Annotated in this window: 23 protein-coding genes; 12 read left to right on the top strand and 11 right to left on the bottom strand. The window is 61.9% G+C overall.

Annotated elements, in window-relative coordinates; genetic code table 11:
• Nucleotides 1-12: 12 nt before the first annotated feature.
• The gene (gene nlpA, locus IB144_RS00410) at nt 13-822 is read right to left on the bottom strand and encodes a lipoprotein NlpA (RefSeq protein WP_040211260.1); all 810 of its coding nucleotides are present in this window, start codon (nt 820-822) and stop codon (nt 13-15) included.
• A gap of 129 nt (nt 823-951) precedes the next feature.
• Entirely contained in the window at nt 952-1,857 is a 906-nt protein-coding gene (locus IB144_RS00405) for an AraC family transcriptional regulator (RefSeq protein ID WP_038432403.1), read from the bottom strand.
• Between the two features lie 116 nt (nt 1,858-1,973).
• Here IB144_RS00405 and IB144_RS00400 point away from each other — a divergent pair, with 116 nt between their 5' ends.
• Nucleotides 1,974-2,510, top strand: coding sequence for a peroxidase-related enzyme (locus IB144_RS00400; protein WP_065888721.1), 537 nt, complete (start codon nt 1,974-1,976; stop codon nt 2,508-2,510).
• Between the two features lie 20 nt (nt 2,511-2,530).
• Here the strand turns inward: IB144_RS00400 and IB144_RS00395 are convergent, their stop codons facing one another.
• Complete coding sequence (locus tag IB144_RS00395) at nt 2,531-3,001, bottom strand: nuclear transport factor 2 family protein (RefSeq protein ID WP_002923016.1); 471 nt, start codon at nt 2,999-3,001, stop codon at nt 2,531-2,533.
• A gap of 2 nt (nt 3,002-3,003) precedes the next feature.
• Nucleotides 3,004-3,630, bottom strand: coding sequence for a pyridoxamine 5'-phosphate oxidase family protein (locus tag IB144_RS00390; RefSeq protein WP_032417681.1), 627 nt, complete (start codon nt 3,628-3,630; stop codon nt 3,004-3,006).
• Between the two features lie 38 nt (nt 3,631-3,668).
• Between IB144_RS00390 and IB144_RS00385 the strand changes: the two genes are divergently transcribed.
• Complete coding sequence (locus tag IB144_RS00385; protein ID WP_074440780.1) at nt 3,669-4,640, top strand: LysR family transcriptional regulator; 972 nt, start codon at nt 3,669-3,671, stop codon at nt 4,638-4,640.
• Here IB144_RS00385 and IB144_RS00380 read toward each other — a convergent pair.
• Entirely contained in the window at nt 4,637-6,130 is a 1,494-nt protein-coding gene (locus IB144_RS00380; protein ID WP_032432367.1) for an MDR family MFS transporter, read from the bottom strand. The two genes, IB144_RS00385 and IB144_RS00380, sit on opposite strands and share 4 nt — an antisense overlap.
• Nucleotides 6,131-6,210: 80 nt before the next feature.
• Between IB144_RS00380 and IB144_RS00375 the strand changes: the two genes are divergently transcribed.
• On the top strand, nt 6,211-6,858 hold the full coding sequence (locus tag IB144_RS00375) for a TetR/AcrR family transcriptional regulator (RefSeq protein ID WP_004186218.1): 648 nt from the start codon (nt 6,211-6,213) through the stop codon (nt 6,856-6,858).
• Nucleotides 6,859-7,236: 378 nt separating this feature from the next.
• Here the strand turns inward: IB144_RS00375 and IB144_RS00370 are convergent, their stop codons facing one another.
• Nucleotides 7,237-7,653, bottom strand: coding sequence for a GNAT family N-acetyltransferase (locus IB144_RS00370; protein ID WP_009485154.1), 417 nt, complete (start codon nt 7,651-7,653; stop codon nt 7,237-7,239).
• Here IB144_RS00370 and IB144_RS00365 point away from each other — a divergent pair.
• Entirely contained in the window at nt 7,628-7,744 is a 117-nt protein-coding gene (locus IB144_RS00365) for a hypothetical protein (protein WP_014343452.1), read from the top strand. The genes IB144_RS00370 and IB144_RS00365 overlap by 26 nt on opposite strands.
• Here IB144_RS00365 and IB144_RS00360 read toward each other — a convergent pair.
• Complete coding sequence (locus IB144_RS00360) at nt 7,704-7,826, bottom strand: hypothetical protein (RefSeq protein ID WP_004150240.1); 123 nt, start codon at nt 7,824-7,826, stop codon at nt 7,704-7,706. The two genes, IB144_RS00365 and IB144_RS00360, sit on opposite strands and share 41 nt — an antisense overlap.
• Before the next feature lie 206 nt (nt 7,827-8,032).
• Between IB144_RS00360 and eefA the strand changes: the two genes are divergently transcribed.
• From eefA to IB144_RS00320, 8 genes are all read left to right on the top strand, one after another.
• A complete protein-coding gene (eefA, locus tag IB144_RS00355; protein WP_065888723.1) occupies nt 8,033-9,157 on the top strand; it encodes a multidrug efflux RND transporter periplasmic adaptor subunit EefA in 1,125 nt (374 codons plus the stop codon).
• Nucleotides 9,157-12,264, top strand: a complete 3,108-nt coding sequence (gene eefB, locus IB144_RS00350; protein WP_023283082.1) for a multidrug efflux RND transporter permease subunit EefB — start codon at nt 9,157-9,159, stop codon at nt 12,262-12,264. Before eefA ends, eefB begins: the two co-directional genes overlap by 1 nt.
• A 3-nt stretch (nt 12,265-12,267) precedes the next feature.
• Complete coding sequence (eefC, locus tag IB144_RS00345) at nt 12,268-13,632, top strand: multidrug efflux RND transporter outer membrane subunit EefC (RefSeq protein WP_004186228.1); 1,365 nt, start codon at nt 12,268-12,270, stop codon at nt 13,630-13,632.
• Nucleotides 13,633-13,677: 45 nt separating this feature from the next.
• Nucleotides 13,678-14,841 carry a multidrug effflux MFS transporter gene (locus tag IB144_RS00340; RefSeq protein WP_065888724.1) on the top strand — a complete coding sequence of 388 codons (1,164 nt, stop codon included), beginning with the start codon at nt 13,678-13,680 and terminating at the stop codon, nt 14,839-14,841.
• Between the two features lie 162 nt (nt 14,842-15,003).
• The gene (gene murQ, locus IB144_RS00335; protein ID WP_002923109.1) at nt 15,004-15,906 is read left to right on the top strand and encodes an N-acetylmuramic acid 6-phosphate etherase; all 903 of its coding nucleotides are present in this window, start codon (nt 15,004-15,006) and stop codon (nt 15,904-15,906) included.
• Between the two features lie 24 nt (nt 15,907-15,930).
• The gene (gene murP, locus IB144_RS00330; protein WP_004150245.1) at nt 15,931-17,364 is read left to right on the top strand and encodes a PTS N-acetylmuramic acid transporter subunit IIBC; all 1,434 of its coding nucleotides are present in this window, start codon (nt 15,931-15,933) and stop codon (nt 17,362-17,364) included.
• Between the two features lie 151 nt (nt 17,365-17,515).
• Nucleotides 17,516-18,418: a DMT family transporter gene (locus IB144_RS00325; protein WP_002923118.1), complete on the top strand. Its 903-nt coding sequence runs from the start codon at nt 17,516-17,518 to the stop codon at nt 18,416-18,418.
• Between the two features lie 106 nt (nt 18,419-18,524).
• Complete coding sequence (locus IB144_RS00320; protein ID WP_002923120.1) at nt 18,525-18,815, top strand: YicS family protein; 291 nt, start codon at nt 18,525-18,527, stop codon at nt 18,813-18,815.
• 3 nt (nt 18,816-18,818) lie between these two features.
• On the opposite strand, the gene IB144_RS00315 is transcribed toward IB144_RS00320, so the two are convergent.
• The 4 genes from IB144_RS00315 to galB are packed head-to-tail and all read right to left on the bottom strand — an operon-like array spanning nt 18,819 to nt 22,221.
• Nucleotides 18,819-19,682 (bottom strand): NAD(P)-dependent oxidoreductase, encoded by an 864-nt coding sequence (locus IB144_RS00315; RefSeq protein ID WP_029602569.1) that lies wholly within the window; start codon nt 19,680-19,682, stop codon nt 18,819-18,821.
• A gap of 2 nt (nt 19,683-19,684) precedes the next feature.
• Complete coding sequence (locus tag IB144_RS00310; RefSeq protein WP_004186236.1) at nt 19,685-20,770, bottom strand: 4-oxalomesaconate tautomerase; 1,086 nt, start codon at nt 20,768-20,770, stop codon at nt 19,685-19,687.
• Complete coding sequence (locus IB144_RS00305) at nt 20,771-21,484, bottom strand: 4-carboxy-4-hydroxy-2-oxoadipate aldolase/oxaloacetate decarboxylase (protein WP_004145036.1); 714 nt, start codon at nt 21,482-21,484, stop codon at nt 20,771-20,773. It abuts the gene before it with no gap.
• Nucleotides 21,481-22,221: a 4-oxalmesaconate hydratase gene (gene galB, locus IB144_RS00300; protein WP_002923146.1), complete on the bottom strand. Its 741-nt coding sequence runs from the start codon at nt 22,219-22,221 to the stop codon at nt 21,481-21,483. Before galB ends, IB144_RS00305 begins: the two co-directional genes overlap by 4 nt.
• Nucleotides 22,222-22,304 lie beyond the last annotated feature (83 nt).

Raw genomic sequence — 22,304 nt, 5'->3', positions numbered from 1 at the left:
CTGTGTGTTGGCTTACCAGCCAGGCACCGCGCCGCCGTTGAAGATAGTCTCTGCCGCCTTCGCCACCTCCGGCGACTGGTACGACTGCATAAACTCCTTCACGTTTTCCGCGTCTTTATTGTCTTCCCGGGTCACGATGATGTTCACGTAGGGCGAGTTTTTATCTTCGATAAAGATGCCGTCACGAACCGGCGACAGCCCGGTTTGCTGCAGGTACGTGGTGCTGATGATAGCCACGTCGACTTTGGGATCGTCGAGTACACGCGGCAGTTGCGCCCCTTCCAGCTCCATGATCTTCAGGTTATGCGGGTTGTCGGTGATATCCACCGCCGTCGGCAGCAGGCCGGTCCCGGCTTTGAGGGTAATCAGCTTCTCTTTTTGCAGCAGCAGTAGCGCCCGCCCGAGGTTGGTCGGATCGTTGGGGATAGCGATCGTCGCGCCGTCTTTCAGTTCGGCGACTGACTTGATCTTGCGCGAATAGCCGGCCATCGGGAAGACGAAGGTATTCCCGACCGCCACCAGATGATAATTATGCGCTTTGTTGTCCTGCTCAAGGAAAGGCCGATGCTGGAAGACGTTGGCGTCCAGATCCCCGGCGTTGGTTGATTCGTTAGGCAGCAGCGAGCCGCTGAACCCCACCAGCTCGACCTCCAGACCGTACTTCTCTTTGGCCACCTTCTTCGCCACTTCCGCCACATCCTGCTCGGCGCCGTTAATCACGCCGACCTTAATGTGCTTTGCGTCATTCCCCTTTTGGTCGCAGCCGACCAGTACCAGACCCGCCAGCATCACTGCGGCGGCGGCCCGTAAACGTAATTTCATCCTCATCACCCCTGTCCGTCCTGACTGTCATTGTTTTTTTCCGTGCAAAACTATAGCGACTTTCGGGTCGGGTAATAAACAGCAAACCACGCAACTGGAAATAAAATCATCTTCGCGGAATGCGACGCGCTAGCCCCGGCGCCACTCGCCCGGCGTCACGCCATAGCGCATTTTGAAGCGCTTCGAGAATGACGCCAGCGACTGAAAGCCGCAGCGTTCGGCAATGACCTCGAGGTTGGTCTGCCGCTCCAGGCGCAGCAGCCGGGCGGCCAGCGCCATTCGCAGCTGCGACAGCCACGCCTGCGGCGTCAGGTGATAGACGCGGGCAAAATGGCGGGCAAAGGTGGCCCGCGACAGAAAGGCACGGGCGGCCATGGTTTCCAGCGTCCACCGCTGCTCCGGGGTCGCCATCACCGCCAGCACCGCCGGCATCAGGCGTTCATCGCTCATCAGGCGCAGCAGACCGCCGGGCGGTTGCTGCTCGCCAAGCAGCATGCGCAGCAGGAGCACCAGCAGCGTATCGCCGAGGCTGCGCACGATAGCGCTGCCGCCGGGACGCTGCGCCAGGCTCTCGCGTACCAGTATATTAAGCAGCGCATCCAGCTCCGGACAGTCTTCACGCGTATCGGTATGGAGATGGATCAGCGTCGATTCTTCAGTGAACAGCCAGCTGACGTGCGGGCCAAAATAAAATTCGCCGCACAGCATCTCCAGCGCCCCCTCCGCCGGGCCGGCGCGCATTTCCGTCACCGTACCGTTAAACCGGTGCGCCACCGGCAGCACCTGGCCCCACTCCACCAGGCTCTCCATCAGGTGCGGCGAACCGTGGGGCAGGAGGACGACATCCCCCGCGCGCAGGTGATGGGTCTGGCTGCCGACGTTGAGCCGCCCCTCGCCGCGCAGCACCACGTGCCAGGGCACCACGCCGCTGCGCATTTGCTGGTGCCCGGCCTGCCAGCGACCGCCGAAGCGACAGTGCAGGTTCACTTCGCAGCGCGGCGCCAGCAGCGCCAGCAGATGACTGAGACTGTCCATGCTTCTCCTGAGACGATAAGACAAAAAGGTGAGACGAAGACCGCCAGTCTAGCATGCGGCAAGCGCCTAAGATGACCCCATTGCCAACACACCCTCGATAACAACAGGAGTTAACCATGAGCCGTTTAGCAGATATCCGTGAACAAGACGCCACCGGCAAAGCCGCCGATATTTTCGCCGGGATCAAAAAAGCGATGGGCAAAGTGCCGAACGCCTACCTGACCATCGGCGGCCACTCGCCGGCGGCGCTGCAGCAGGCGCTGGCGCACAATGCGATGCTGCATAAAAGCAGCCTCAGCGCGCAGCAGCTGGAAGCGATTAATTTATCGGTCAGCGAAGCGACCGGCTGTGACTACTGCCTGGCCGCGCATACCCTGATGGCGAAAAAAGCCGGCTTCAGCAGCGAGCAGATCCACGCCCTGCGCCGCGGGGAGTATGCGGAAGAGGCGCAGCTTGATGCGCTGGTGAAATTCGCGCAGACCCTGGTGACCACCACCGGTACGCTGCCGGAAGCCAACGTCGCCGCGCTGCGCAACGCCGGTTTTAGCGACCAGCAGGTGATTGAGATTATCAGCGCCATCAGCGCCATCCTGTTCACCAACATGGTGAACCGGGTTAACGACACGGTAGTCGACTTCCCGAAAGCCGATTAATCCGTCGCGCAGCGCCGGTTTTACAGCCCCAGATCGCTGAGCCCCGGATGATCGTCCGGGCGGCGCCCCTGCGGCCAGTGGAACAGGCGCTCGCTTTCGCTAATTGGCAGATCGTTGATGCAGGCGTAGCGCGTCTGCATCAGTCCATGCTTATCAAACTCCCAGTTCTCATTGCCATACGAGCGAAACCAGTTGCCGCTGTCGTCGCACCACTCATAGGCGAAGCGCACGGCAATGCGATTCTCCTGCCATGCCCACAGCTCCTTAATCAGCCGGTATTGCTGCTCCTTGCGCCATTTTCGCTGCAGGAACTCAACAATTTGCCCCCGACCGTGGACGAATTCGCTGCGGTTGCGCCATTCGCTATCCACGGTGTAGGCCAAGGCGACTTTTTCCGCATCGCGGCTGTTCCAGCCATCTTCCGCGGCGCGGACCTTCTGGATAGCGCTGTCGCGGGTAAACGGCGGTAACGGGGGACGTTGTTCGGTCATGCTTACTCTCCTCTACGGGCTAATTGCTGCTGCAGGCGCTGATTCTCCTGCTCCAGGTCATGAATACGTTGCTGCAGGTTCTGGCTGTACTCCGCCACCTGCTGCGCGCTGTAGCGCGGCGTAATGTGCTGCGGGCAGTTCCAGTCAAACGCCTGCAAATGAAAAAGAAACAGACGTTCAATGCGGGCGCGATAGTTGGCCGGCGCCACCTGCGCCAGCAGCTGCGGGTGGTCCTCTGCCGCCAGGACCTCGACGGTGGCGTAGATTTTCAGCCTGGCACGGCGCGGATAATCCATCAAAAACAGGCAGGCCCGGTCGCTGCCGCGCAGATTGCCGGTAGTGATGTACTGGCGGTTACCGCCGAAATCGGCCATCGCCAGGGTGGTGTCATCCAGCAGATGCAGAAACCCCGGCGGGCCGCCGCGATGCTGCATGTAGGGCCAGCCGCTCTGCGACACCGTCGCCAGATAAAAGCTGTCGCGGGTGGCGATCATCCCCGCTTCGCTGTCGCCGAAGCGGTCGGCCTGGCGGCGACTGTGCGGCGTTTGCCACAGCGAGTCGCTGCCCATTTCATGCTGCACATCCATCACGTCCGGGGTGATGGCGATATCGAGAAAGGTTGCTGCCATAGCGCCTCCTGTTGTCTGGCGCCATCATGGACTGTACTGTGAAGAATGATAATACGGGTAAAGTGGCAATCATCTTTCCGCAAAACGGGAGAATAATGGATCGATTAAGCACGATGGCGCTGCTGGTGAAAGTGACCGAGCTGGGGAGCATGTCGGCGGCGGCGCGGGCGCTGAATATGCCGTTGACCACCGTCAGCCGCCATATTGGCGAACTGGAGAGCGCGCTGGGCGTACGCCTGCTGGCGCGAACCACCCGCAAACTGACGCTCACCGACGCCGGGGGCGATTATGTCGCCGCCGCGCGGCGGATCCTTGAGGAGGTGGAAAACGCCGAACGCCAGGCGACGGGCGAATATCAGGAACCGAAGGGCGAGCTGGTGATCTCCGCGCCGACGATGTTTGGACGCCAGCACGTTCTTCCGGTAATCAGTGAATTTATCGCCCGCTACCCGCTAATTCGCGTCCGTTTGCTGCTCAGCGATCGCAATGCCGACCTGGTGAGCGACCATGTCGATCTGGCGGTGCGGATTGGCGACCTGGCGGACAGCAGCATGGTGGCCACCCGCCTCGGCACCATGCGGATTGTGGCCTGCGCCCATCCGGCGCTGCTGGCGAAATACGGCGAGCCGCAGCGGCCGCGCGATCTGGCGGCGCTGCCGATCATCCGCATTGAATCGCCGATGCCCTATCGCGGCTGGCGCTTTCGCGCCGCTGAGCGCGAGGACCAGCTGATTAACCTGCCGCCGGTGCTATCCGTCACCACGCCAGAGAGCGCCGCCGATGCCGCGCGGCTGGGGGTGGGGGTGGCCCGCTTACTGCATTATCAGGCGCTGGATGGCCTGCGCCACGGGGAGCTCCGTCTGCTGCTGGAAAACGTCGAGCCGGATCCGGCGCCGGTCCATTTGCTGTATACCGCTCGGGATCTGGCGCCGCTTAAGCTGCGCAAATTTATCGATTTTGCCGCACCGGCGCTGCGTCAGGCACTGCTGCGCATCGCCGGGGCCGCTTAATGCGTCGCGGTCTTCAGCGGCGCCTCCTTTAACAGCCATGAGAGGACAAACGCCACCGCCATAATGCCGGCCGCCATCAGAAACGCCGCGTGGATCGCCGCGCCGAAGGCGTCGAGGTAGTCGAGGCGGATATCCGCGGGCAGGTGCTGGACCGCCACCGGATTCATTCCCGGCGGCAGCACCGCGCCTTCCGGCAGCAGTTGTTGCAGGTTGCTCTGCAGCACGTGCGTGAACACCGCGCCAAACAGCGCCACGCCGATGGAGCCGCCAATCGAGCGGAACAGGGTCACGCCGGAGGTGGCGACGCCGTACATCTGCGCCGGCATCGCATTCTGCACCGCCAGGACCAGCACCTGCATCACCAGCCCCAGACCCGCTCCCAGCACGCCGGTAAACAGGTACAGCTGCCACAGCGGCGAGTGAATGGTGATGCGGGTCAGCAGTACCATGCCGGTCACGCCGAGCAGGGTGCCGAGGATCGGAAACAGGCGATATTTACCGGTACGGCTGATAATCCGCCCGCTGATAATCGAGGTCAGCAGCAGGCCGCCCATCAGAGGGATCAGCTGCAGCCCGGCTTCGGTGGGCGTCGCCTCCTTCACCACCTGCAGATAGAGCGGCAGGAAGGTGACTGACCCGAACAGCGACATGCCGATGACGAAGCCGATCAGGCTGCACAGCAGGAAGCTGCGGTTGCGGAACAGCGCCAGCGGAATAATCGGCTCGGCGGCCATCCGTTCTTCGTAAATAAAGCCGATGATCCCCACGATGCCGAAGGCCAGAATGCACCACAGCTGCGGGTCATTCCACGCATGGACGCTGCCCCCTTCCGAGGTAAACAGGATGATGCACAGCAGCGCCATGCTGAGATAAATCGCCCCCAGCCAGTCAATCTGATGCTGGCTGCGTTTATTGCTGCTGTGGAATACCGCGCCGATCACCAGCAGCGCGAACAGGCCGAGCGGCAGGTTGATATAGAAGATCCAGCGCCAGGAGGCGTGCTGCACCAGAAAACCGCCGATCAGCGGGCCGATCACCGTCGCCAGGCCGAAAACGCCGCCGAACAGCCCCTGATAGCGGCCGCGGTTGGCGGGCGGGATGACGTCGGCGACCGCCGCCATGCTGATCACCATCAGGCCGCCGCCGCCGAGCCCCTGCAGGCCGCGCATCAGCACCAGTTGGGTCATATTCTGCGCCAGCCCGCAGAGCGCGGAGCCGACGAGAAACAGCCCAATCGCCACCTGCAGCACAATTTTGCGGCCGAACAGATCGCCAAATTTACCGTACAGCGGCACCGCGATGGTGGAGCTGAGGATATAGGCGGTGACCACCCAGGAAAGCTTGTCCAGCCCGCCCAGTTCGCCGACAATCGTCGGCAGCGCGGTGGAGACAATGGTCTGATCCAGCGCTGAAAGCAGCATCACCAGCAGCAATGCGCTGAATAGCAGGCGTATCGACTGCACCGGTGGGTTAGCGACTTCAGTAGTCATCACAACGCTCGCTTGAAATTAATTAAATGCATAATTAATATTTAGTGAAAGAATGAGTCGGGTCAAGAGATCGCCATATCATGACAGCACAAAAGGATCAGGATGCCCCCCGCCGCCCAGGGCGGCCACGCGGTAAAAAACCGGGTACTGCCAACCGCGAACAGCTGATGGACATCGCCCTGACGCTGTTTGCCCGCGACGGTGCGGCCCGCGTGTCGTTGAACGCCATCGCCAAAGAGGCCGGGGTAACGCCGGCGATGCTGCATTACTATTTCAGTTCGCGGGATGCGCTGGTGACCCAGTTGATTGAGGAGCGCTTTATGCCGCTGCGCAATCACATCAGCCGCATCTTTGTCGATCATCCACAGGACCCGGTGCTGGCGCTGACGATGATGGTCGAAACGCTGGGGCATATGGCGGAGAAAAACGCCTGGTTCGCGCCGCTGTGGATGCAGGAGATCATCGGCGAGATGCCGATTCTGCGCCAGCATATGGATGCCCGCTTCGGCGAGGAGCGTTTTCAGGTGATGCTGGGGACGGTGCGTCGCTGGCAGCAGGAGGGGAAAATTAACCCGGCGCTGGCGCCGGAGCTGCTGTTTACCACGGTGATTAGCCTGGTGCTGGTGCCATTTTCACGCATTCACAGCGATCCGCGTTTACAGGCGGTCAACCGTCAGACCATCGTCAGCCACGCGCTGGCGTTAATGGGCCACGGCGTTGGAGGTTAAGGCGTGGTTTTGACGCTTTTGTAGTCCGGATAAGACACCACGCGCCGCCATCCGGGATTTTCCCTGCTCGCACTGCGCTTAGCAGGGCTACCACTCCCGTGTTATGTCCGGGCAGATTGCGCTCCCGGTTGATCTTCTGCGTTATGTCTCTTATGCCGCAGGGAGCGCACAGCACGAACCGTAGGACGGGTAAGGCAACAGCCGCCACCCGGCAAGAATACAGGTGCCGTGCCTGATATCCTGCCCGGCGGCGCTGCGCTTGCCGGTCCTGGGTGGGGCGAAACTACGGGAGGACTGTGTAGGCCGTATAAGGCATTTATGCCGCCATCCGGCACAACCACAGGTACGGTACCTGACCGCCCGGGGATACCAGGATCGTTACAGCGCCTTCGACAAATAGTGGCGCTGCATGCCTGCGTGCGGGAAGTCGGGCAGCGACATCTGCAGCTGATAGCCTAATTTCTGATAAAACGGCAGCGCCTGGAAGCTAAAGGTATCCACCAGCAGATGGCTGCAGCCTTGCGCCTGCGCCTGCTGTTCCGCCTCCTGCATCAGCTCGCTCCCCAGCCCGCGCCCGCGCGTCGCCTCGCTAACCCACAGATACTCAATGCACAGCCAGTTGCCCTTGCGTTTGGCAATCAGCCCGCCCTGCATCACCCCTTGCCCATCGCGGGAGTAAACCCCCAGATCGCCAAACTGCGCCGCATCGAGATACTGCTGATTATACTGCCGTAGACCGGCAAACAATTCTTGTTGATCGTCGGGATTAATGCTTTTTGTAATGATTAGTGTCATTAACTATCTCCAGTATCGCGCTGCCGAATGGTTATTTTCCCTCTCCACTTTCACAAAATATTCTTATTTTCTCCATGATTATTTGCCTTAATTTTTTGCGTTCTAAAAGTAAGCAAAAAAACCTTTCCATTATCGCGACGGATCGTATAATGGGGAAAAATGAGAATGATCATTCTCACCACAAAACCAGAGGAGATGCGCTTTTCACCTCCTGAAGACCGAAGAGGTTGGCTTCAACGGAGACACAATAACAATCACGTTCAGGAACATCTGTGTTCCTTTTTTGTCATTTTCGCTCACCCGAAAATGCCTCAGCGCCCAACCTATTCCCTCGTTTTTAAATAAACGGGGCGGACGTCTTATATCTTGAGAAAATATAATGAAATACATCCTAGCTCCCATCGCGACAGCATTATTTCTCCTTAGCGGATGCGATAATGCGCAGACATCTGCTCCGCAGCAACCCACGCCGGAAGTGGGCGTGGTCACCCTGCAAAGCCAGCCGGTGCCGGTAGTCAGCCAGCTCACCGGCCGCACCACCGCCTCGCTCAGCGCCGAAGTTCGCCCGCAGGTGGGCGGCATCATCCAGAAACGCCTGTTTACCGAAGGCGATATGGTGAAGGCCGGGCAGGCCCTTTACCAGATCGATCCCTCCAGCTATCGCGCGACCTGGAACGAAGCGGCGGCGGCGCTGAAACAGGCCCAGGCGCTGGTGGCCTCCGATTGCCAGAAGGCCCAGCGCTACGCGTCGCTGGTCAGGGATAACGGCGTTTCCCGCCAGGATGCTGACGACGCCGCCTCCACCTGCGCCCAGGACAAGGCCAGCGTGGAATCGAAGAAAGCGGCGCTGGAGAGCGCGCGCATTAACCTGAACTGGACCACCGTCACCGCGCCGATTGCCGGGCGCATCGGCATCTCGTCGGTTACGCCGGGGGCGCTGGTCTCCGCCGATCAGGATACCGCGCTGGCGACGATCCGCGGGCTCGACACCATGTATGTTGATCTGACGCGATCCAGCGTCGATCTCCTGCGTTTACGCAAGCAAAGCCTGGCCAGCAACAGCGACACCCTCAGCGTGACGTTAACCCTGGAAGATGGCAGTACCTATCCCGAAAAAGGGCGTCTGGCGCTCACCGAAGTCGCCGTCGATGAATCTACCGGCTCGGTGACCCTGCGCGCTATCTTCCCCAACCCGCAGCACGTCCTGCTGCCGGGGATGTTCGTCCGCGCGCGCATCGATGAAGGCATCATGAACGACGCGATCCTCGCCCCGCAACAGGGGATCACCCGCGATGCCAAAGGCGACGCCACGGCGCTGGTGGTCGATGCCGCCAACAAAGTTGAGCAGCGTACCGTGGAAACCGGCGACACCTACGGCGATAAATGGCTGGTGCTGAGCGGCCTGAAAGCGGGCGACAAGCTGATTGTCGAAGGCACCGGTAAAGTGGCCCCCGGACAGACAGTGAAGGCCGTCGCCGTCAACAATAACGGAGGCAACGCCTGATGTTCTCCCGTTTCTTCGTGCGTCGCCCGGTCTTTGCCTGGGTGATCGCCATTCTGATTATGCTCGCCGGGGTGCTGGCGATCCGCACCCTGCCGGTAGGCCAGTACCCGGACGTCGCCCCGCCGGCGGTGAAAATCTCCGCCACCTATACCGGGGCGTCCGCCGAAACCCTGGAGAACAGCGTCACCCAGGTCATCGAGCAGCAGCTCACCGGCCTCGACCATCTGCTCTACTTCAGCTCCACCAGCAGCTCCGACGGCTCGGTCAGCATCACCGTCACCTTTGAGCAGGGGACCGACCCGGACACCGCCCAGGTGCAGGTGCAAAACAAAGTCCAGCAGGCGGAATCGCGGCTGCCGAGCGAAGTCCAGCAGTCCGGCGTAACGGTGGAAAAATCGCAGAGCAGCTTTCTGCTGATCCTTGCGGTGTATGACAAAACCAACCGCGCCACCAGCTCCGATATCTCCGACTGGCTGGTCAGCAATATGCAGGACCCGCTGGCGCGCGTGGAGGGCGTCGGCAGCCTGCAGGTATTCGGCGCCGAATACGCGATGCGCGTCTGGATGGACCCGACCAAACTCGCCTCCTACTCGCTGATGCCTTCCGACGTCCAGTCGGCGATTGAGGCGCAGAACGTGCAGGTTTCCGCCGGTAAAATCGGCGCCCTGCCATCGTCCAATGCCCAGCAATTAACCGCCACCGTGCGCGCGCAGTCCCGGCTGCAAACCCCTGACCAGTTCAAAGCGATCATCGTGAAAAGCCAGGCCGACGGCTCGGTAGTGCGCCTGAGCGATGTCGCGCGGGTGGAGATGGGTAGCGAGGATTACACCGCCACCGCCAATCTGAACGGCCACCCGGCCGCCGGGATCGCGGTGATGATGGCCCCCGGCGCCAACGCGCTGGACACCGCGACGCTGGTGAAAAGCAAAATCGCCGAATTCCAGCGTCAGATGCCGCAGGGTTACGATATTGCCTATCCGAAGGACAGCACCGAGTTCATCAAAATCTCGGTCGAGGACGTGATTCAGACCCTGTTCGAAGCGATTATCCTCGTAGTCTGCGTGATGTATCTGTTCCTGCAGAACTTCCGCGCGACGCTCATTCCGGCGGTGGCGGTGCCGGTGGTGCTGCTTGGCACCTTCGGCGTGCTGGCGCTGTTCGGCTACTCGATTAACACCCTGACGCTGTTCGCCATGGTGCTGGCGATCGGCCTGCTGGTGGATGACGCCATCGTGGTGGTGGAGAACGTGGAGCGCATTATGCGCGACGAAGGGCTCCCCGCTCGCGAAGCCACCGAAAAATCGATGGGCGAAATCTCCGGCGCGCTGGTGGCGATTGCCCTGGTGCTGTCGGCGGTGTTCCTGCCGATGGCCTTCTTCGGCGGTTCGACCGGGGTCATCTATCGCCAGTTCTCGGTAACCATTATCTCGGCGATGATGCTGTCGGTGGTGGTAGCGCTGACCCTCACCCCGGCGCTGTGCGGCGCGCTGCTCAGCCACTCCAAACCGCACACCAAAGGGTTCTTCGGCGCCTTTAACCGCCTGTGGGGGCGCACGGAGGCAGGCTACCAGCGCCGGGTGCTCGGCGGCCTGCGCCGGGGCGCAGTGATGATGGGCGCTTACGTGCTGATTTGCGGGGCGATGGCGCTGGCGATGTGGAAGCTGCCGGGCAGCTTCCTGCCGGTGGAGGACCAGGGGGAGATCATGGTCCAGTACACCCTGCCCGCCGGGGCGACGGCGGTGCGTACCGCCGAGGTGCGCCGCCAGGTGACCGACTGGTTCCTCACCAAAGAGAAAGCCAATACCGATGTCATTTTCACCGTCGACGGCTTCAGCTTTAGCGGCAGCGGGCAGAACGCCGGGATGGCCTTCGTGTCGCTGAAAAACTGGTCGCAGCGCAAAGGGGACGACAACACCGCCCAGGCCATTGCCCTGCGCGCCACCAAAGAGCTGGGGACGATCCGCGACGCCACCCTCTTCGCCATGACCCCGCCGTCGGTGGACGGCCTCGGACAGAGCAACGGCTTCACCTTCGAGCTGATGGCCAGCGGCGGTACCGACCGCGACAGCCTGATGAAGCTGCGCAGCCAGCTGCTGGCGGCGGCCAACCAGAGCAGCGAGCTGCAGTCGGTGCGCGCTAACGATCTGCCGCAGATGCCGCAGCTGCAGGTGGATATCGATAACAACAAAGCCGTCTCGCTGGGGCTGTCGCTGAGCGACGTGACCGATACGCTCTCCAGCGCCTGGGGCGGTACCTACGTGAATGACTTTATCGATCGCGGCCGGGTGAAGAAGGTCTATATCCAGGGCGAAAGCGACGCGCGCGCGGTGCCGTCGGACCTCGGCAAATGGTTCGTTCGCGGCAGCGATAACAGCATGACGCCGTTCTCCGCCTTCGCCACCACCCACTGGCAATACGGCCCGGAAAGCCTGGTGCGCTACAACGGCTCCGCCGCCTTTGAGATCCAGGGCGAAAACGCCGCCGGCTTCAGCTCCGGCGCGGCGATGGACAAGATGGAAAAGCTGGCCGACAGCCTGCCGGCGGGCTCCACCTGGGCGTGGAGCGGCATTTCGCTGCAGGAAAAGCTGGCCAGCGGCCAGGCGATGAGCCTGTACGCCATCTCGATTCTGGTGGTGTTCCTGTGCCTGGCGGCGCTGTATGAGAGCTGGTCAGTGCCGTTCTCGGTGATCATGGTCATCCCGCTCGGCCTGCTTGGCGCGGCGCTGGCGGCGACGCTACGCGGCTTAAGCAACGACGTCTACTTCCAGGTGGCGCTGCTGACCACCATCGGCCTGTCGTCGAAAAACGCCATCCTGATCGTGGAGTTCGCTGAATCCGCCGTGGATGAGGGGTATTCGCTCTCCCGGGCGGCGATCCGCGCCGCGCAGACTCGTCTGCGCCCGATTGTCATGACCTCGCTGGCGTTTATCGCCGGGGTGCTGCCGCTGGCCATCGCCACCGGCGCCGGAGCCAACAGCCGCGTGGCGATCGGCACCGGGATTATCGGCGGCACCCTGACGGCCACCCTGCTGGCGGTGTTCTTCGTACCGCTGTTCTTCGTGCTGGTGAAACGTCTCTTCACCCGCCAACGTCCTTCTCAGGAGTAAGGTATGTTTCGTTTAAGTTTTATGTTTATCGCGCTCCTGACCGCGGGCTGCGTCTCGCTTGACCCGCATTATGATCGCCCGGCCGCGCCGGTGCCGGCCACCCTGCCCGGGGCGCACGGCGAATCGACGGCGGTGGTCGGCGACTGGCAGAAAGTGGTCAATGACGCCCGGCTGAAAAAAGTGGTCAGCATCGCGCTTAACAGCAACCGCGATGTGCAAAAGGCGCTGGCCGATATCGAGGCCGCGCGCGCCCAGTATGGCGAAACGCGGGCATCGCTGTTTCCCACCGTTGATGCCGAACTGAGCCACACCCGTAGCAAAACGGTGGCCAGCGGCCTGAGTTCCGCTTCGCAGGCCGACGGCGCGGTCTCCAGCTTCGAACTGGACTTGTTCGGCAAGAACCAGAGCCTGTCGCGCGCGGCGCGCGAAACCTGGCTTGCCAGCGAATTCACCGCGCAGAATACCCGGCTGACGATGATTGCCGATTTGACCACCGCCTGGGTGACGCTGGCGACGGATAACAGCAATCTGGCGCTGGCGCAGCAGACGATGGACAGCGCGGCAAACTCGCGCAACATCGTCGCCCGCCAGATGGCGGTTGGCACCGCCTCCGCGGGTGATTTAAGCTCGGCGGAAAGCGTCTATCAGCAGGCGCGCGCCAGCGTCGCCAGCTATCGCACGCTGGTGGCGCAGGATAAAAACGCCATTAACCTGCTGGCGGGGGAAACCGTGCCGGAGAGCCTGCTGCCCGGCACTCTCGAGAGTCTCGGGGATAACAGCATCGCGCTGGTGCCGGCGGGCGTGTCGTCGTCGGTGCTGCTGCGTCGGCCGGACATTCAGGAAGCGGAGCACAATCTGAAGAGCGCCAATGCCGATATCGGCGCGGCGCGGGCGAACTTCTTCCCGTCGATTTCCCTGACCGCCAGCGCCGGGGTCGGCAGCGACTCGCTGTCGTCGCTGTTCAGCCACGGGATGCAGGTGTGGTCGTTCGCCCCCTCCATCAGCCTGCCGCTGTTCACCGGCGGCAGCAACCTGGCGCAGCTGCGCTATGCGGAAGCGGAGAAAAAGGGGCTGATCGCCACCTACGAGAAATCGATTCAGAGCGCATTTAAGGACGTTGCCGATGCGCTGGCGCGCCGGGAAACGCTGAGCGAAGAGCTTGATGCTCAGCGGCAGTATGTCGCCGCCGAGCAGACATCGCTGGATATCGCCATGAAGAGCTATCAGGCCGGGGTCGGCGATTATCTGTCGGTGCTCACCGCTCAGCGCACGCTGTGGTCGGCGAAAACGACGCTGCTGTCCCTGCAGCAGACCGACCTCAATAACCGGATCACCCTCTGGCAGTCGCTGGGCGGCGGCGCCAGTTAAACTTACCCGCCGGGCGACCGAGCCCGGCCTCTACAAGGAATCGTTATGGCACGTGTTTCCCTCTCCTGGGCGCTGATCCTCGGCCTGCTGTCGGGTATCGGCCCGCTGTGCACGGATTTTTATCTACCGGCGCTGCCGGAGATCACTCAGCAGCTGCAGGCCACCAGCACCCAGACCCAGCTGTCGTTGACCGCCGCGCTGATTGGTCTCGGCCTGGGTCAGCTGTTTTTCGGCCCGCTGAGCGACCGCATTGGCCGCCTGAAACCGCTGGCGCTGTCGCTGCTGCTGTTTATCTTCTCTTCGGCGATGTGCGCCCTGACCCGCGATATCAACATGCTGATTGTCTGGCGCTTTTTACAAGGCTTTGCCGGCGCCGGCGGCTCGGTGCTGTCGCGATCCATCGCCCGCGATAAATACCAGGGCACCCTGCTGACCCAGTTTTTCGCCCTGCTGATGACCGTGAACGGCATTGCGCCGGTGCTGTCCCCGGTGCTGGGCGGCTACGTTATCACCGCCTTCGACTGGCGAATTCTCTTCTGGACGATGGCCGCCATTGGCGGCGTGCTGCTGGTGATGAGCCTGGCGATCCTGCGGGAAACGCGGCCGGCCACAGCGGCGCATGCCAGCCGCCAACGGCCCGGCCAGCCGGTGCTGAAAAATCGCCGCTTTCTGCGCTTCTGCCTGATCCAGGCCTTTATGATGGCCGGGCTGTTCTCCTACATCGGCTCTTCTTCCTTCGTGATGCAGAGCGAATACGGCATGAGCGCCATGCAGTTCAGTCTGCTGTTCGGTCTGAACGGTATCGGGCTGATCATCGCCGCGATGATCTTTTCCCGTCTGGCGCGCCGCTTTAGCGCCGAAAGCCTGCTGCGCGGCGGCCTGACGCTGGCCGTGAGCTGTGCGGCGATCATGCTGCTGTTTGCCTGGCTGCATCTGCCGGTGCTGGCGCTGGTCGGCCTGTTCTTTACCGTGTCGCTGATGAGCGGCATCAGCACCGTCGCCGGCGCGGAGGCGATGAGCGCCGTCGACGCCGCGCAGTCCGGGACCGCGTCCGCGCTGATGGGCACCCTGATGTTTGTCTTCGGCGGCATCGCCGCGCCGCTGGCGGGTCTCGGCGGCGAAACGATGCTGAAAATGAGCCTCGCGATGGCCATCTGCTACCTGCTGGCGCTGCTGCTGGGCTTCAGCAAACCGCGCGACGCACGCTAATCTCCTGCTGCGGTAATAAAATATTCCAGATTTATTACCGCACTATTTCCCGCCATATCTACCATTCTCCTATTATTTTCCGCGTACTAATCGTGATACTCTTCACAGGCAAGGAATAAATAATTCCTTATACTGCGCGCCACTGAGAATAACGAGGTTTCTATGAGTATCGACCTGAGCAAACTGCTGACCGAGCGACGTAACGCCAACAGCGCCAACATTGACACCCTCTCCACCCTCGAGATGCTGACGGTGATAAACCAGGAAGACCAGCAGGTAGCCCAGGCGATAACGCCCTATCTGCCGCAGATTGCCGAGGTGGTGGATAAGGTCGCGGCGGCGCTGCAGGCCGGTGGCCGCTTGATTTACATTGGCGCGGGTACCTCAGGGCGTCTGGGGATCCTCGATGCCAGTGAATGCCCACCGACCTTCGGCACCCGCCCGGAGCAGGTGGTGGGGATCATCGCCGGCGGACATAAAGCGATTCTCAGCGCCGTGGAAAACGTGGAAGACAACAAAGCGCAGGGGGCGATGGATCTGCAGAACCTGAACTTCAGCAACCGCGATGTGCTGGTGGGGCTGGCGGCCAGCGGACGCACGCCGTACGTCATTGGCGCCATGGAATACGCCCATAGTCAGAATGCCTTTGTCGCCATCGTCAGCTGTAACCCGCATGGCGAAATGGCCCAGCTGGCGGACGTGGCGATCACCCCGGTGGTCGGCCCGGAAGTGGTCACTGGCTCTACCCGCCTGAAAGCCGGCACCGCGCAGAAGCTGGTGCTGAACATGATCTCCACCGGGGCGATGATCCGCGTCGGCAAGGTGTACAGCAACCTGATGGTCGACGTCGAAGCGACCAACGCCAAGCTGATTGAGCGCCAGGTCTCTATCGTGATGGAGGCCACCGACTGCGATCGCGCCACCGCCCAGAAGGCGCTGGAGGCCTGCGGCCGCCACTGTAAAACGGCGATCGTGATGGTGCTGGCGGACTTAAGCGCCGCAGAGGCGCAGTCGCTGCTGGCGAAAAACAACGGCTATATCCGCAAGGCGCTCAGCAACACCTGAGCGCCGACAGACAGGTAACGGGCAATGGCAAAAATAACGAAAGAGATGATAGCGCGGATCCTCGCCCACGTGGGCGGCGCCGCAAACGTCGCGCAGGCGGGCAACTGCATGACGCGCCTGCGCTTGACCCTGCGCGATGAAAGTCTGGCCGACAGCGCCGCCATCCGCCAGATTGACGGCGTGATGGGGGTGATCGTCAGCGACGAGCAGTTCCAGGTGGTGCTCGGCCCCGGCAAGGCGCAAACCGCCGCCGAAATGATGAACGGCCTGCTGGAGGCGGCGCCCGCCGCCGCGCCGACGCTGGCCGACGTCGCGGCGGAGAAAAAGCAGGCGCTGAAGGGCAGGCAGACCAGCGCGGTGCAGAAGTTTCTCGCCAAATTCGCCACCATCTTTACGCCGCTGATCCCCGGCTTTATCGCCGTCGGGCTGCTGCTGGGCTTCGCCACCCTGGCGGAACAGGTTTTCGTACTGGAGAACGCCCATCCGAACGCCAGCCTGGTGGCGCTGATTGGCTATATGAAGGTCTTCAGCAAAGGGATGTTCACCTTTCTGAGTATCCTGATTGGCTATAACGCGCAGAAGGCGTTCGGCGGCTCCGGCGTGAACGGCGCGATTATCGCCTCGCTGTTCGTGCTGGGCTACAACCCGGAGGCAACCAGCGGCTTCTACGCCGGCATTTCCACCTTCTTCGGCCATGGCATCGATCCGCGCGGCAATATCATCGGCGTACTGATCGCCGCTATCCTTGGCGCGTGGGTTGAACGCCAGGTGCGGCGGGTGATGCCGGCCAACCTCGATATGATCCTCACTTCGGCGGTGACGCTGCTGATCATGGGCGCGGTGACCTTTACGGTGATCATGCCGATTGGCGGCTGGTTGTTTACCGGCATGTCGTGGCTGTTCTTGCATCTTAACGGCAACCCGTTTGGCTCGGCGGTGCTGGCCGGCCTGTTCCTGCTGGCGGTGATGTTCGGCGTCCATCAGGGGTTTGTCCCGGTCTATTTTGCGCTGGTGGACGCCCAGGGCTTTAACTCGCTGTTCCCGATCCTGGCGATGGCCGGGGCCGGGCAGGTGGGGGCGGCGCTGGCGCTGTTCTGGCGGGCGAAGCGCGATTCGCTGCTGCGAACCCAGATTAAAGGGGCGATTATTCCGGGCTTCCTCGGGATTGGCGAGCCACTGATCTACGGCGTCACCCTGCCGCGGATGAAGCCGTTTGTCACCGCCTGCCTCGGCGGCGCCTGCGGCGGGTTCTTCGTCGGACTGATCGCCTGGCTGGGGCTGCCGGTCGGCCTGAACACGGTGTTCGGCCCGTCCGGTCTGGTGGCGCTGCCGCTGATGACCTCCGGCAGCGGAATTTACGCCGGGATGGCGGTCTACGCCGGCGGGCTGGCGGTCTCCTACCTGTGCGGCTTTGTCCTCACCTGGCTGTTCGGCAGTAAAAATGTCGATTTAAGCTAGAACGCGACTATCGGTTAATGCCCGGCGGCGGGTTCGCCTTACCGGGCCTGCAAAATAGTTACGCCGCCGCGCCCGACTACCATTTCCTGCCCCGCCGCCCGGGCGCGCGCATGCTATGATTCCCCTTTGTCATATTTCGCTTGAGGAAAAGATGGGCTCCAGCAAAAAAGGGATGCTGAACGTACTGATTGCCGCCGTGCTGTGGGGCAGTTCCGGGGTGTGTGCGCAATTTATTATGCAGGAAAGCCAGATGTCGTCGCCGTTTCTGACCATGACGCGTCTGCTGTTCGCCGGGCTGATCCTGCTGATGCTCGGCTTTGTTCACGGCGACCGCATTTTCCGCGTGCTGCAAAACCGCCGCGACGCCCTAAGCCTGCTGTTTTTCTCGCTGTTTGGCGCGCTAACCGTGCAGTTCACCTTTCTGATGACCATTGAAAAGTCCAATGCCGCCACGGCCACGGTGCTGCAGTTTCTGTCGCCGACGATCATCGTCGCCTGGTTCGCCCTCGCCCGCAAAGCGCGTCCCACACCGCTGGTGCTGGGGGCTATCTGCACCTCGCTGGCGGGCACCTTTCTGCTGGTGACCCACGGCAACCCAACGACGCTGTCGATTTCGCCGGCGGCGCTGTTCTGGGGGATCGCCTCGGCGTTTGCCGCCGCCTTTTATACCACCTATCCTTCAACGCTGATTGCCCGCTACGGGACGTTGCCCATCGTCGGCTGGAGCATGCTGTTCGGCGGCGCGATGCTATTGCCGTTTTACGGCGGCCAGGGCACCGATTTTGTGGTTAACGGCAGCCTGCTGTTAGCTTTTTTCTACCTGGTGGTGATCGGTACTTCGCTGACCTTCAGCCTCTATCTCAACGGCGCGCAGAAGATTGGCGGCGCAAAGGCCGGGATCCTCAGCTGCGCCGAACCGCTGAGCAGCGCCCTGCTATCGCTCCTGCTGCTGGGGATCACCTTCACGCTGCCGGACTGGCTGGGCACTCTGCTGATCCTCGCGTCGGTGGTGCTGATCGCCATCGACTCGCGGCGGCGGGTGAGAGCCGCCTGAGCAGGCGAGAAAAAGCGCATTTTCAATAAGTTAAACTGACCACTATTTGCGTGTTTTCCCGCCTGCGCATATAGTTGACGGAAGCGATTACGGAAGGAGAAGCCTGATGAAAGCATGTTGGATGGTATGCCTGGTCACCGCCCTGAGCGCCACGTCGGCGTGGGCCGAATCACCGCTGCAAAGCCTGCAGTTCGAGCAGCAAAAACAGCAGGTGCTCAAAGCGGTGAAGGAAAAATGCGCGCCAGCAAGCCACCTCAGCGACAACGATTTTGCCAATAAAGTGCTGGCGACCGACGGTAACAAGAACGCGGTCCGCGAAGCAACGCTGGCGAAGGAACGCAATAACCAGAAAAGCTACCAGGCCGCAATCGACAAAATCGTCTGTCCGGCCAAATAGCGGTTATTTCAGCCTCGCGACCAGCGTTTTCCAGTCAAACGGCGTAAGCTGCCTGTAGCTCAGGCTACGGGCGGCCATCTGCTCCGGCAGCTGGCGCTGGCTTTTCGCGATCGCCTCGCTCATTATCCCGGCGCTCCCCACGTCACGCAGGGTTTTCACCACCTCTTCCATCTCTTCGCTGCGCCGAATGCCATGTTCCGCCACCCGGCTGATCAGATAGTCGGGGAACGCGCCTGTCCAGCCCAGAGAGGGGAAACTATGATGCAAGGAGCTAAGCACCTCCTCCTCAACGCCGTATTCACGAGCCGCGAACAGGCATTCTGTGGTAAGCGCTTCAAGACCTTTGATCATCACGCTACGGCACATTTTTATCGCCGACACCTGGCCCACCGTACTGGCGCCATAGCGGGCATTCAGCCCCAGCCCCTGCAGACGCGGCGCGATCGCCTCCGCCTGCGGCCCGCCGATCAATAACGGTGTCTGCAATCGGGCCGGCGGTACCGGCGCCATCACCGCGACATCAATGTAGGCGCCCGGCAGAAAATGTTCAGCCGCCTGCCGTTTCGTCTCCGGCGCCACGGAGTTGAGATCGAGGAAATATTGTCCCGGCTGCAGCAGCGCGGCCGCCTGCTGCGCCACCTTTAGCGCCTCACCGGCGGTCACAGTAGAAAAAACCAGCGTGGCCCCCTCCAGCGCCTGCGCCAGCGAATTTCCCACCTGAACGCGCGAATCACGGGCTTTTTTGCCCATCGCCTCTCGCTCCGGGCCATTGAGCTTGCAATCCCACATGGTCACCGCATGCTCACGGGCCAGATCCGCCGCCAGAATGCCACCCGCCTCGCCAAAACCAATAAACGCGATTGTCATCATCACTCCTCACGCGGCCAGACGCGGGCCGGAATAAAAACCTCGCCAGCAAACAGCAGTCGCGCTGTGCGTAACAGGCCGCAGCCAGCCAGGGCGCCGTCAGCATCAAGCTGAAGCGTCACGCTAAATTCGCCTGTCGGATGCTCGACGCTGAGCAGCGGCGTATCGCCTGGCGCTACCTGCGCCAGGCCCTGCGCGACAGAGCCGGGGAGCAGACAAGCGCTGGCCACGCTCACCGCGCCAAATACGCCGATCGACGCGTGGCAGCGGTGGGGGATAAAGGTGCGGCTGCTGATGGCGCCGCCGTGTCGCGGCTCGGCGATCAGGGTCATCTTGGGCACCGTGCGCTGGCTGACGTCGCCAAGCTGCATCAGCGGCCCGGCCTGCAGGCGAATCGACTCCAGGCGACGTTTAAGCGCGTCGTCATTATCCAGCTGTTCGCGCGTCTCATAGCCGGTGCAACCGAGGTCGCACGCGCGCAGCAGGATCACCGGCATTCCGTTATCGATGCAGGTCACCTCGACGCCGTCAAAACGGTCACGAACCCGGCCGGTCGGCAGCAGGGCCCCGCAGCTGGAGCCTGCGACATCAAGAAAATGGAGCAGGATCGGGCTGGCGCTGCCCGGCACGCCATCGATACGACTCTCGCCGACGTAGTCAACCCCGTCGGCATCGCAGGGGATCTCTGCCACCGCCAGTTGCCCCGTGTTCTCCATAAAAATACGCACCCGAGTGAGCGGCGCATCGTGGCGAACCAGACCGCGCTCGATGGCGAAAGGGCCAACGGCGGCGAGAATATTGCCGCAGTTTTGGCCATAATCCACGGTAGCCGCCGCCACGTTCACCTGGGCAAACAGATAGTCCACATCGGCGTCAGGCCGTGCGGAGCGGCGGATAATCGCCACTTTGCTGGTCAGCGGATCGGCGCCGCCGATCCCGTCAATTTGCCGGGGATCAGGCGAGCCCATCACCGCCAGCAGCACCGCATCACGTCGCACCGGATCGGCAGGCAGATCGTCGGCCAGAAAACAGGCCGCTTTAGAGGTGCCGCCGCGCATCCATAGACAGGGGATTCCGCGTTGCGCCATTTATTCCTCCACCTCGTCTGCGCGGTCGTAATACCGCAGCCCCTTTTCCGCCAGACGCGGACGCATAGCGTAAATATCCAGCCCCAGCTCGCCATTGCGCATCCGCTCACGCTTCGCAAGCTCATTGCTCATGCGGGCTTCCGCTTTATGGAGCACATCACGGACCCGGGCGTGAGGCAGCACCACGACGCCATCGTCGTCGGCCACTACGACATCGCCCGGCTGTACAAGCTGACCTGCGCATATCACCGGGACGTTAACCGAACCGAGGCTCTCTTTCACCGTCCCCTGGGCATAAACCTGACGGGACCAGACGGCGAATCCCATTTCCCGCAACGTTTGCGAATCACGAATGCCGATATCGCCCACCAGCCCGACCACGCCGCGCGATTGGAGAGACGTCGCCAGTAGATCGCCGAAGAAGCCATCGCCGCACGGCGAGGTCGGGGCCACCACCAGAATATCGCCGGCGCGGCACTGCTCGACCGCCACATGAAACATCCAGTTGTCGCCAGGCGTCACCAGCACGGTTACCGCGTTGCCCGCCCGGCTGACGCCCTGCTGAATCGGACGGATTGCCGGCCCCATCAGCCCCTGACGATCCCAGGCTTCATGGAGCGTCGCCACCCCGGCCGCCTCACAGCGGCGCAAAACCGCCTCGTCATGGCGCGGCAGGTGGCGGATCACAAGGCCTTTTTTATTTAACAGGTTCATGCCAGGTTCTCCGTTACGCGGGGGAAGATGCTCTGGAAGGCTTCGCCGTGAACGATATCGCGCGCGGCCGTGATGCCGATATTGCGCTTGGCCTGCACCCCGCGCTGCAGCGCCACGCGGGTGTAGTATTCCCACAGATGCTCCTGACCCTGCATGCACTGAATGGCCTGATACTTTTTCTCCCAGACAGCGGTGATGTCCAGCAACACATCGGGTTTCCAGTTGCACTGCTCCGGCTGGTGCGGTTCGAAACAGTAAACCGGGGGAGCAGCGACAATTTTCTCACCGGGGCGATAGCCCTCTGCCTGGGCGATAATCCGCGCTTCCTGCGCCAGATGGGAGGCCAGGGGGTGATCGTAGTTATAGGGATCGTGCAGGGAGTGCGTCAGGACAAAGTGGGGCTGGATACGGCGATACACATCCGCCAGACGAAATAGCGTCTCTTTATCGGCGCGCAGCGGATAATCGCCGATATCAAAGAATTCGACGCTGGCGCCCAGGATCGCGGCGGCGGCCTGGGCCTCTTCGCGACGCACCTGCTTCACCGCCTCCTCGGTCATGTTGCCTTTACGCCACAGTTTGGCGGACTCGCCGCGCTCGCCAAAGGATAAACAGACCACATGGACCTGATAGCCCTGCAGGGCATGCAGCGCTATCGCACCGCCCGCGCGCCAGACGAAATCGGCCGAGTGGGCGCTGACGACAAGGGCACTTTTTTCGCTAACCGGATGAGACATGATGGCTTCCTCTGTTGTTTTTTTCAGCTTGTCATGTCCCGTCGTGGGGAGGTAATTCGTTAACTTGCGAAGGCTATGATTTT

The sequence above is a fragment of the Klebsiella sp. K4 genome (genome assembly GCF_014596785.2).
Taxonomy (GTDB): Bacteria; Pseudomonadota; Gammaproteobacteria; order Enterobacterales; family Enterobacteriaceae; genus Klebsiella; species Klebsiella pneumoniae.
Note: the sequence above shows the minus strand (reverse complement) of the source record. Positions and strands in the feature narration are given on the sequence as shown.

Excerpts from the sequence above, each read along its gene's own strand:
- nlpA (WP_040211260.1), bottom strand. The coding sequence starts at position 822 with ATGAAATTACGTTTACGGGCCGCCGCCGCAGTGATGCTGGCGGGTCTG.
- IB144_RS00405 (WP_038432403.1), bottom strand. The coding sequence starts at position 1,857 with ATGGACAGTCTCAGTCATCTGCTGGCGCTGCTGGCGCCGCGCTGCGAA.
- IB144_RS00400 (WP_065888721.1), top strand. The coding sequence starts at position 1,974 with ATGAGCCGTTTAGCAGATATCCGTGAACAAGACGCCACCGGCAAAGCC.
- IB144_RS00395 (WP_002923016.1), bottom strand. The coding sequence starts at position 3,001 with ATGACCGAACAACGTCCCCCGTTACCGCCGTTTACCCGCGACAGCGCT.
- IB144_RS00390 (WP_032417681.1), bottom strand. The coding sequence starts at position 3,630 with ATGGCAGCAACCTTTCTCGATATCGCCATCACCCCGGACGTGATGGAT.
- IB144_RS00380 (WP_032432367.1), bottom strand. The coding sequence starts at position 6,130 with ATGACTACTGAAGTCGCTAACCCACCGGTGCAGTCGATACGCCTGCTA.
- IB144_RS00375 (WP_004186218.1), top strand. The coding sequence starts at position 6,211 with ATGACAGCACAAAAGGATCAGGATGCCCCCCGCCGCCCAGGGCGGCCA.
- IB144_RS00365 (WP_014343452.1), top strand. The coding sequence starts at position 7,628 with ATGCTTTTTGTAATGATTAGTGTCATTAACTATCTCCAGTATCGCGCT.
- IB144_RS00370 (WP_009485154.1), bottom strand. The coding sequence starts at position 7,653 with ATGACACTAATCATTACAAAAAGCATTAATCCCGACGATCAACAAGAA.
- IB144_RS00360 (WP_004150240.1), bottom strand. The coding sequence starts at position 7,826 with ATGATCATTCTCATTTTTCCCCATTATACGATCCGTCGCGATAATGGA.
- eefA (WP_065888723.1), top strand. The coding sequence starts at position 8,033 with ATGAAATACATCCTAGCTCCCATCGCGACAGCATTATTTCTCCTTAGC.
- eefB (WP_023283082.1), top strand. The coding sequence starts at position 9,157 with ATGTTCTCCCGTTTCTTCGTGCGTCGCCCGGTCTTTGCCTGGGTGATC.
- eefC (WP_004186228.1), top strand. The coding sequence starts at position 12,268 with ATGTTTCGTTTAAGTTTTATGTTTATCGCGCTCCTGACCGCGGGCTGC.
- IB144_RS00340 (WP_065888724.1), top strand. The coding sequence starts at position 13,678 with ATGGCACGTGTTTCCCTCTCCTGGGCGCTGATCCTCGGCCTGCTGTCG.
- murQ (WP_002923109.1), top strand. The coding sequence starts at position 15,004 with ATGAGTATCGACCTGAGCAAACTGCTGACCGAGCGACGTAACGCCAAC.
- murP (WP_004150245.1), top strand. The coding sequence starts at position 15,931 with ATGGCAAAAATAACGAAAGAGATGATAGCGCGGATCCTCGCCCACGTG.
- IB144_RS00325 (WP_002923118.1), top strand. The coding sequence starts at position 17,516 with ATGGGCTCCAGCAAAAAAGGGATGCTGAACGTACTGATTGCCGCCGTG.
- IB144_RS00320 (WP_002923120.1), top strand. The coding sequence starts at position 18,525 with ATGAAAGCATGTTGGATGGTATGCCTGGTCACCGCCCTGAGCGCCACG.
- IB144_RS00315 (WP_029602569.1), bottom strand. The coding sequence starts at position 19,682 with ATGACAATCGCGTTTATTGGTTTTGGCGAGGCGGGTGGCATTCTGGCG.
- IB144_RS00310 (WP_004186236.1), bottom strand. The coding sequence starts at position 20,770 with ATGGCGCAACGCGGAATCCCCTGTCTATGGATGCGCGGCGGCACCTCT.
- IB144_RS00305 (WP_004145036.1), bottom strand. The coding sequence starts at position 21,484 with ATGAACCTGTTAAATAAAAAAGGCCTTGTGATCCGCCACCTGCCGCGC.
- galB (WP_002923146.1), bottom strand. The coding sequence starts at position 22,221 with ATGTCTCATCCGGTTAGCGAAAAAAGTGCCCTTGTCGTCAGCGCCCAC.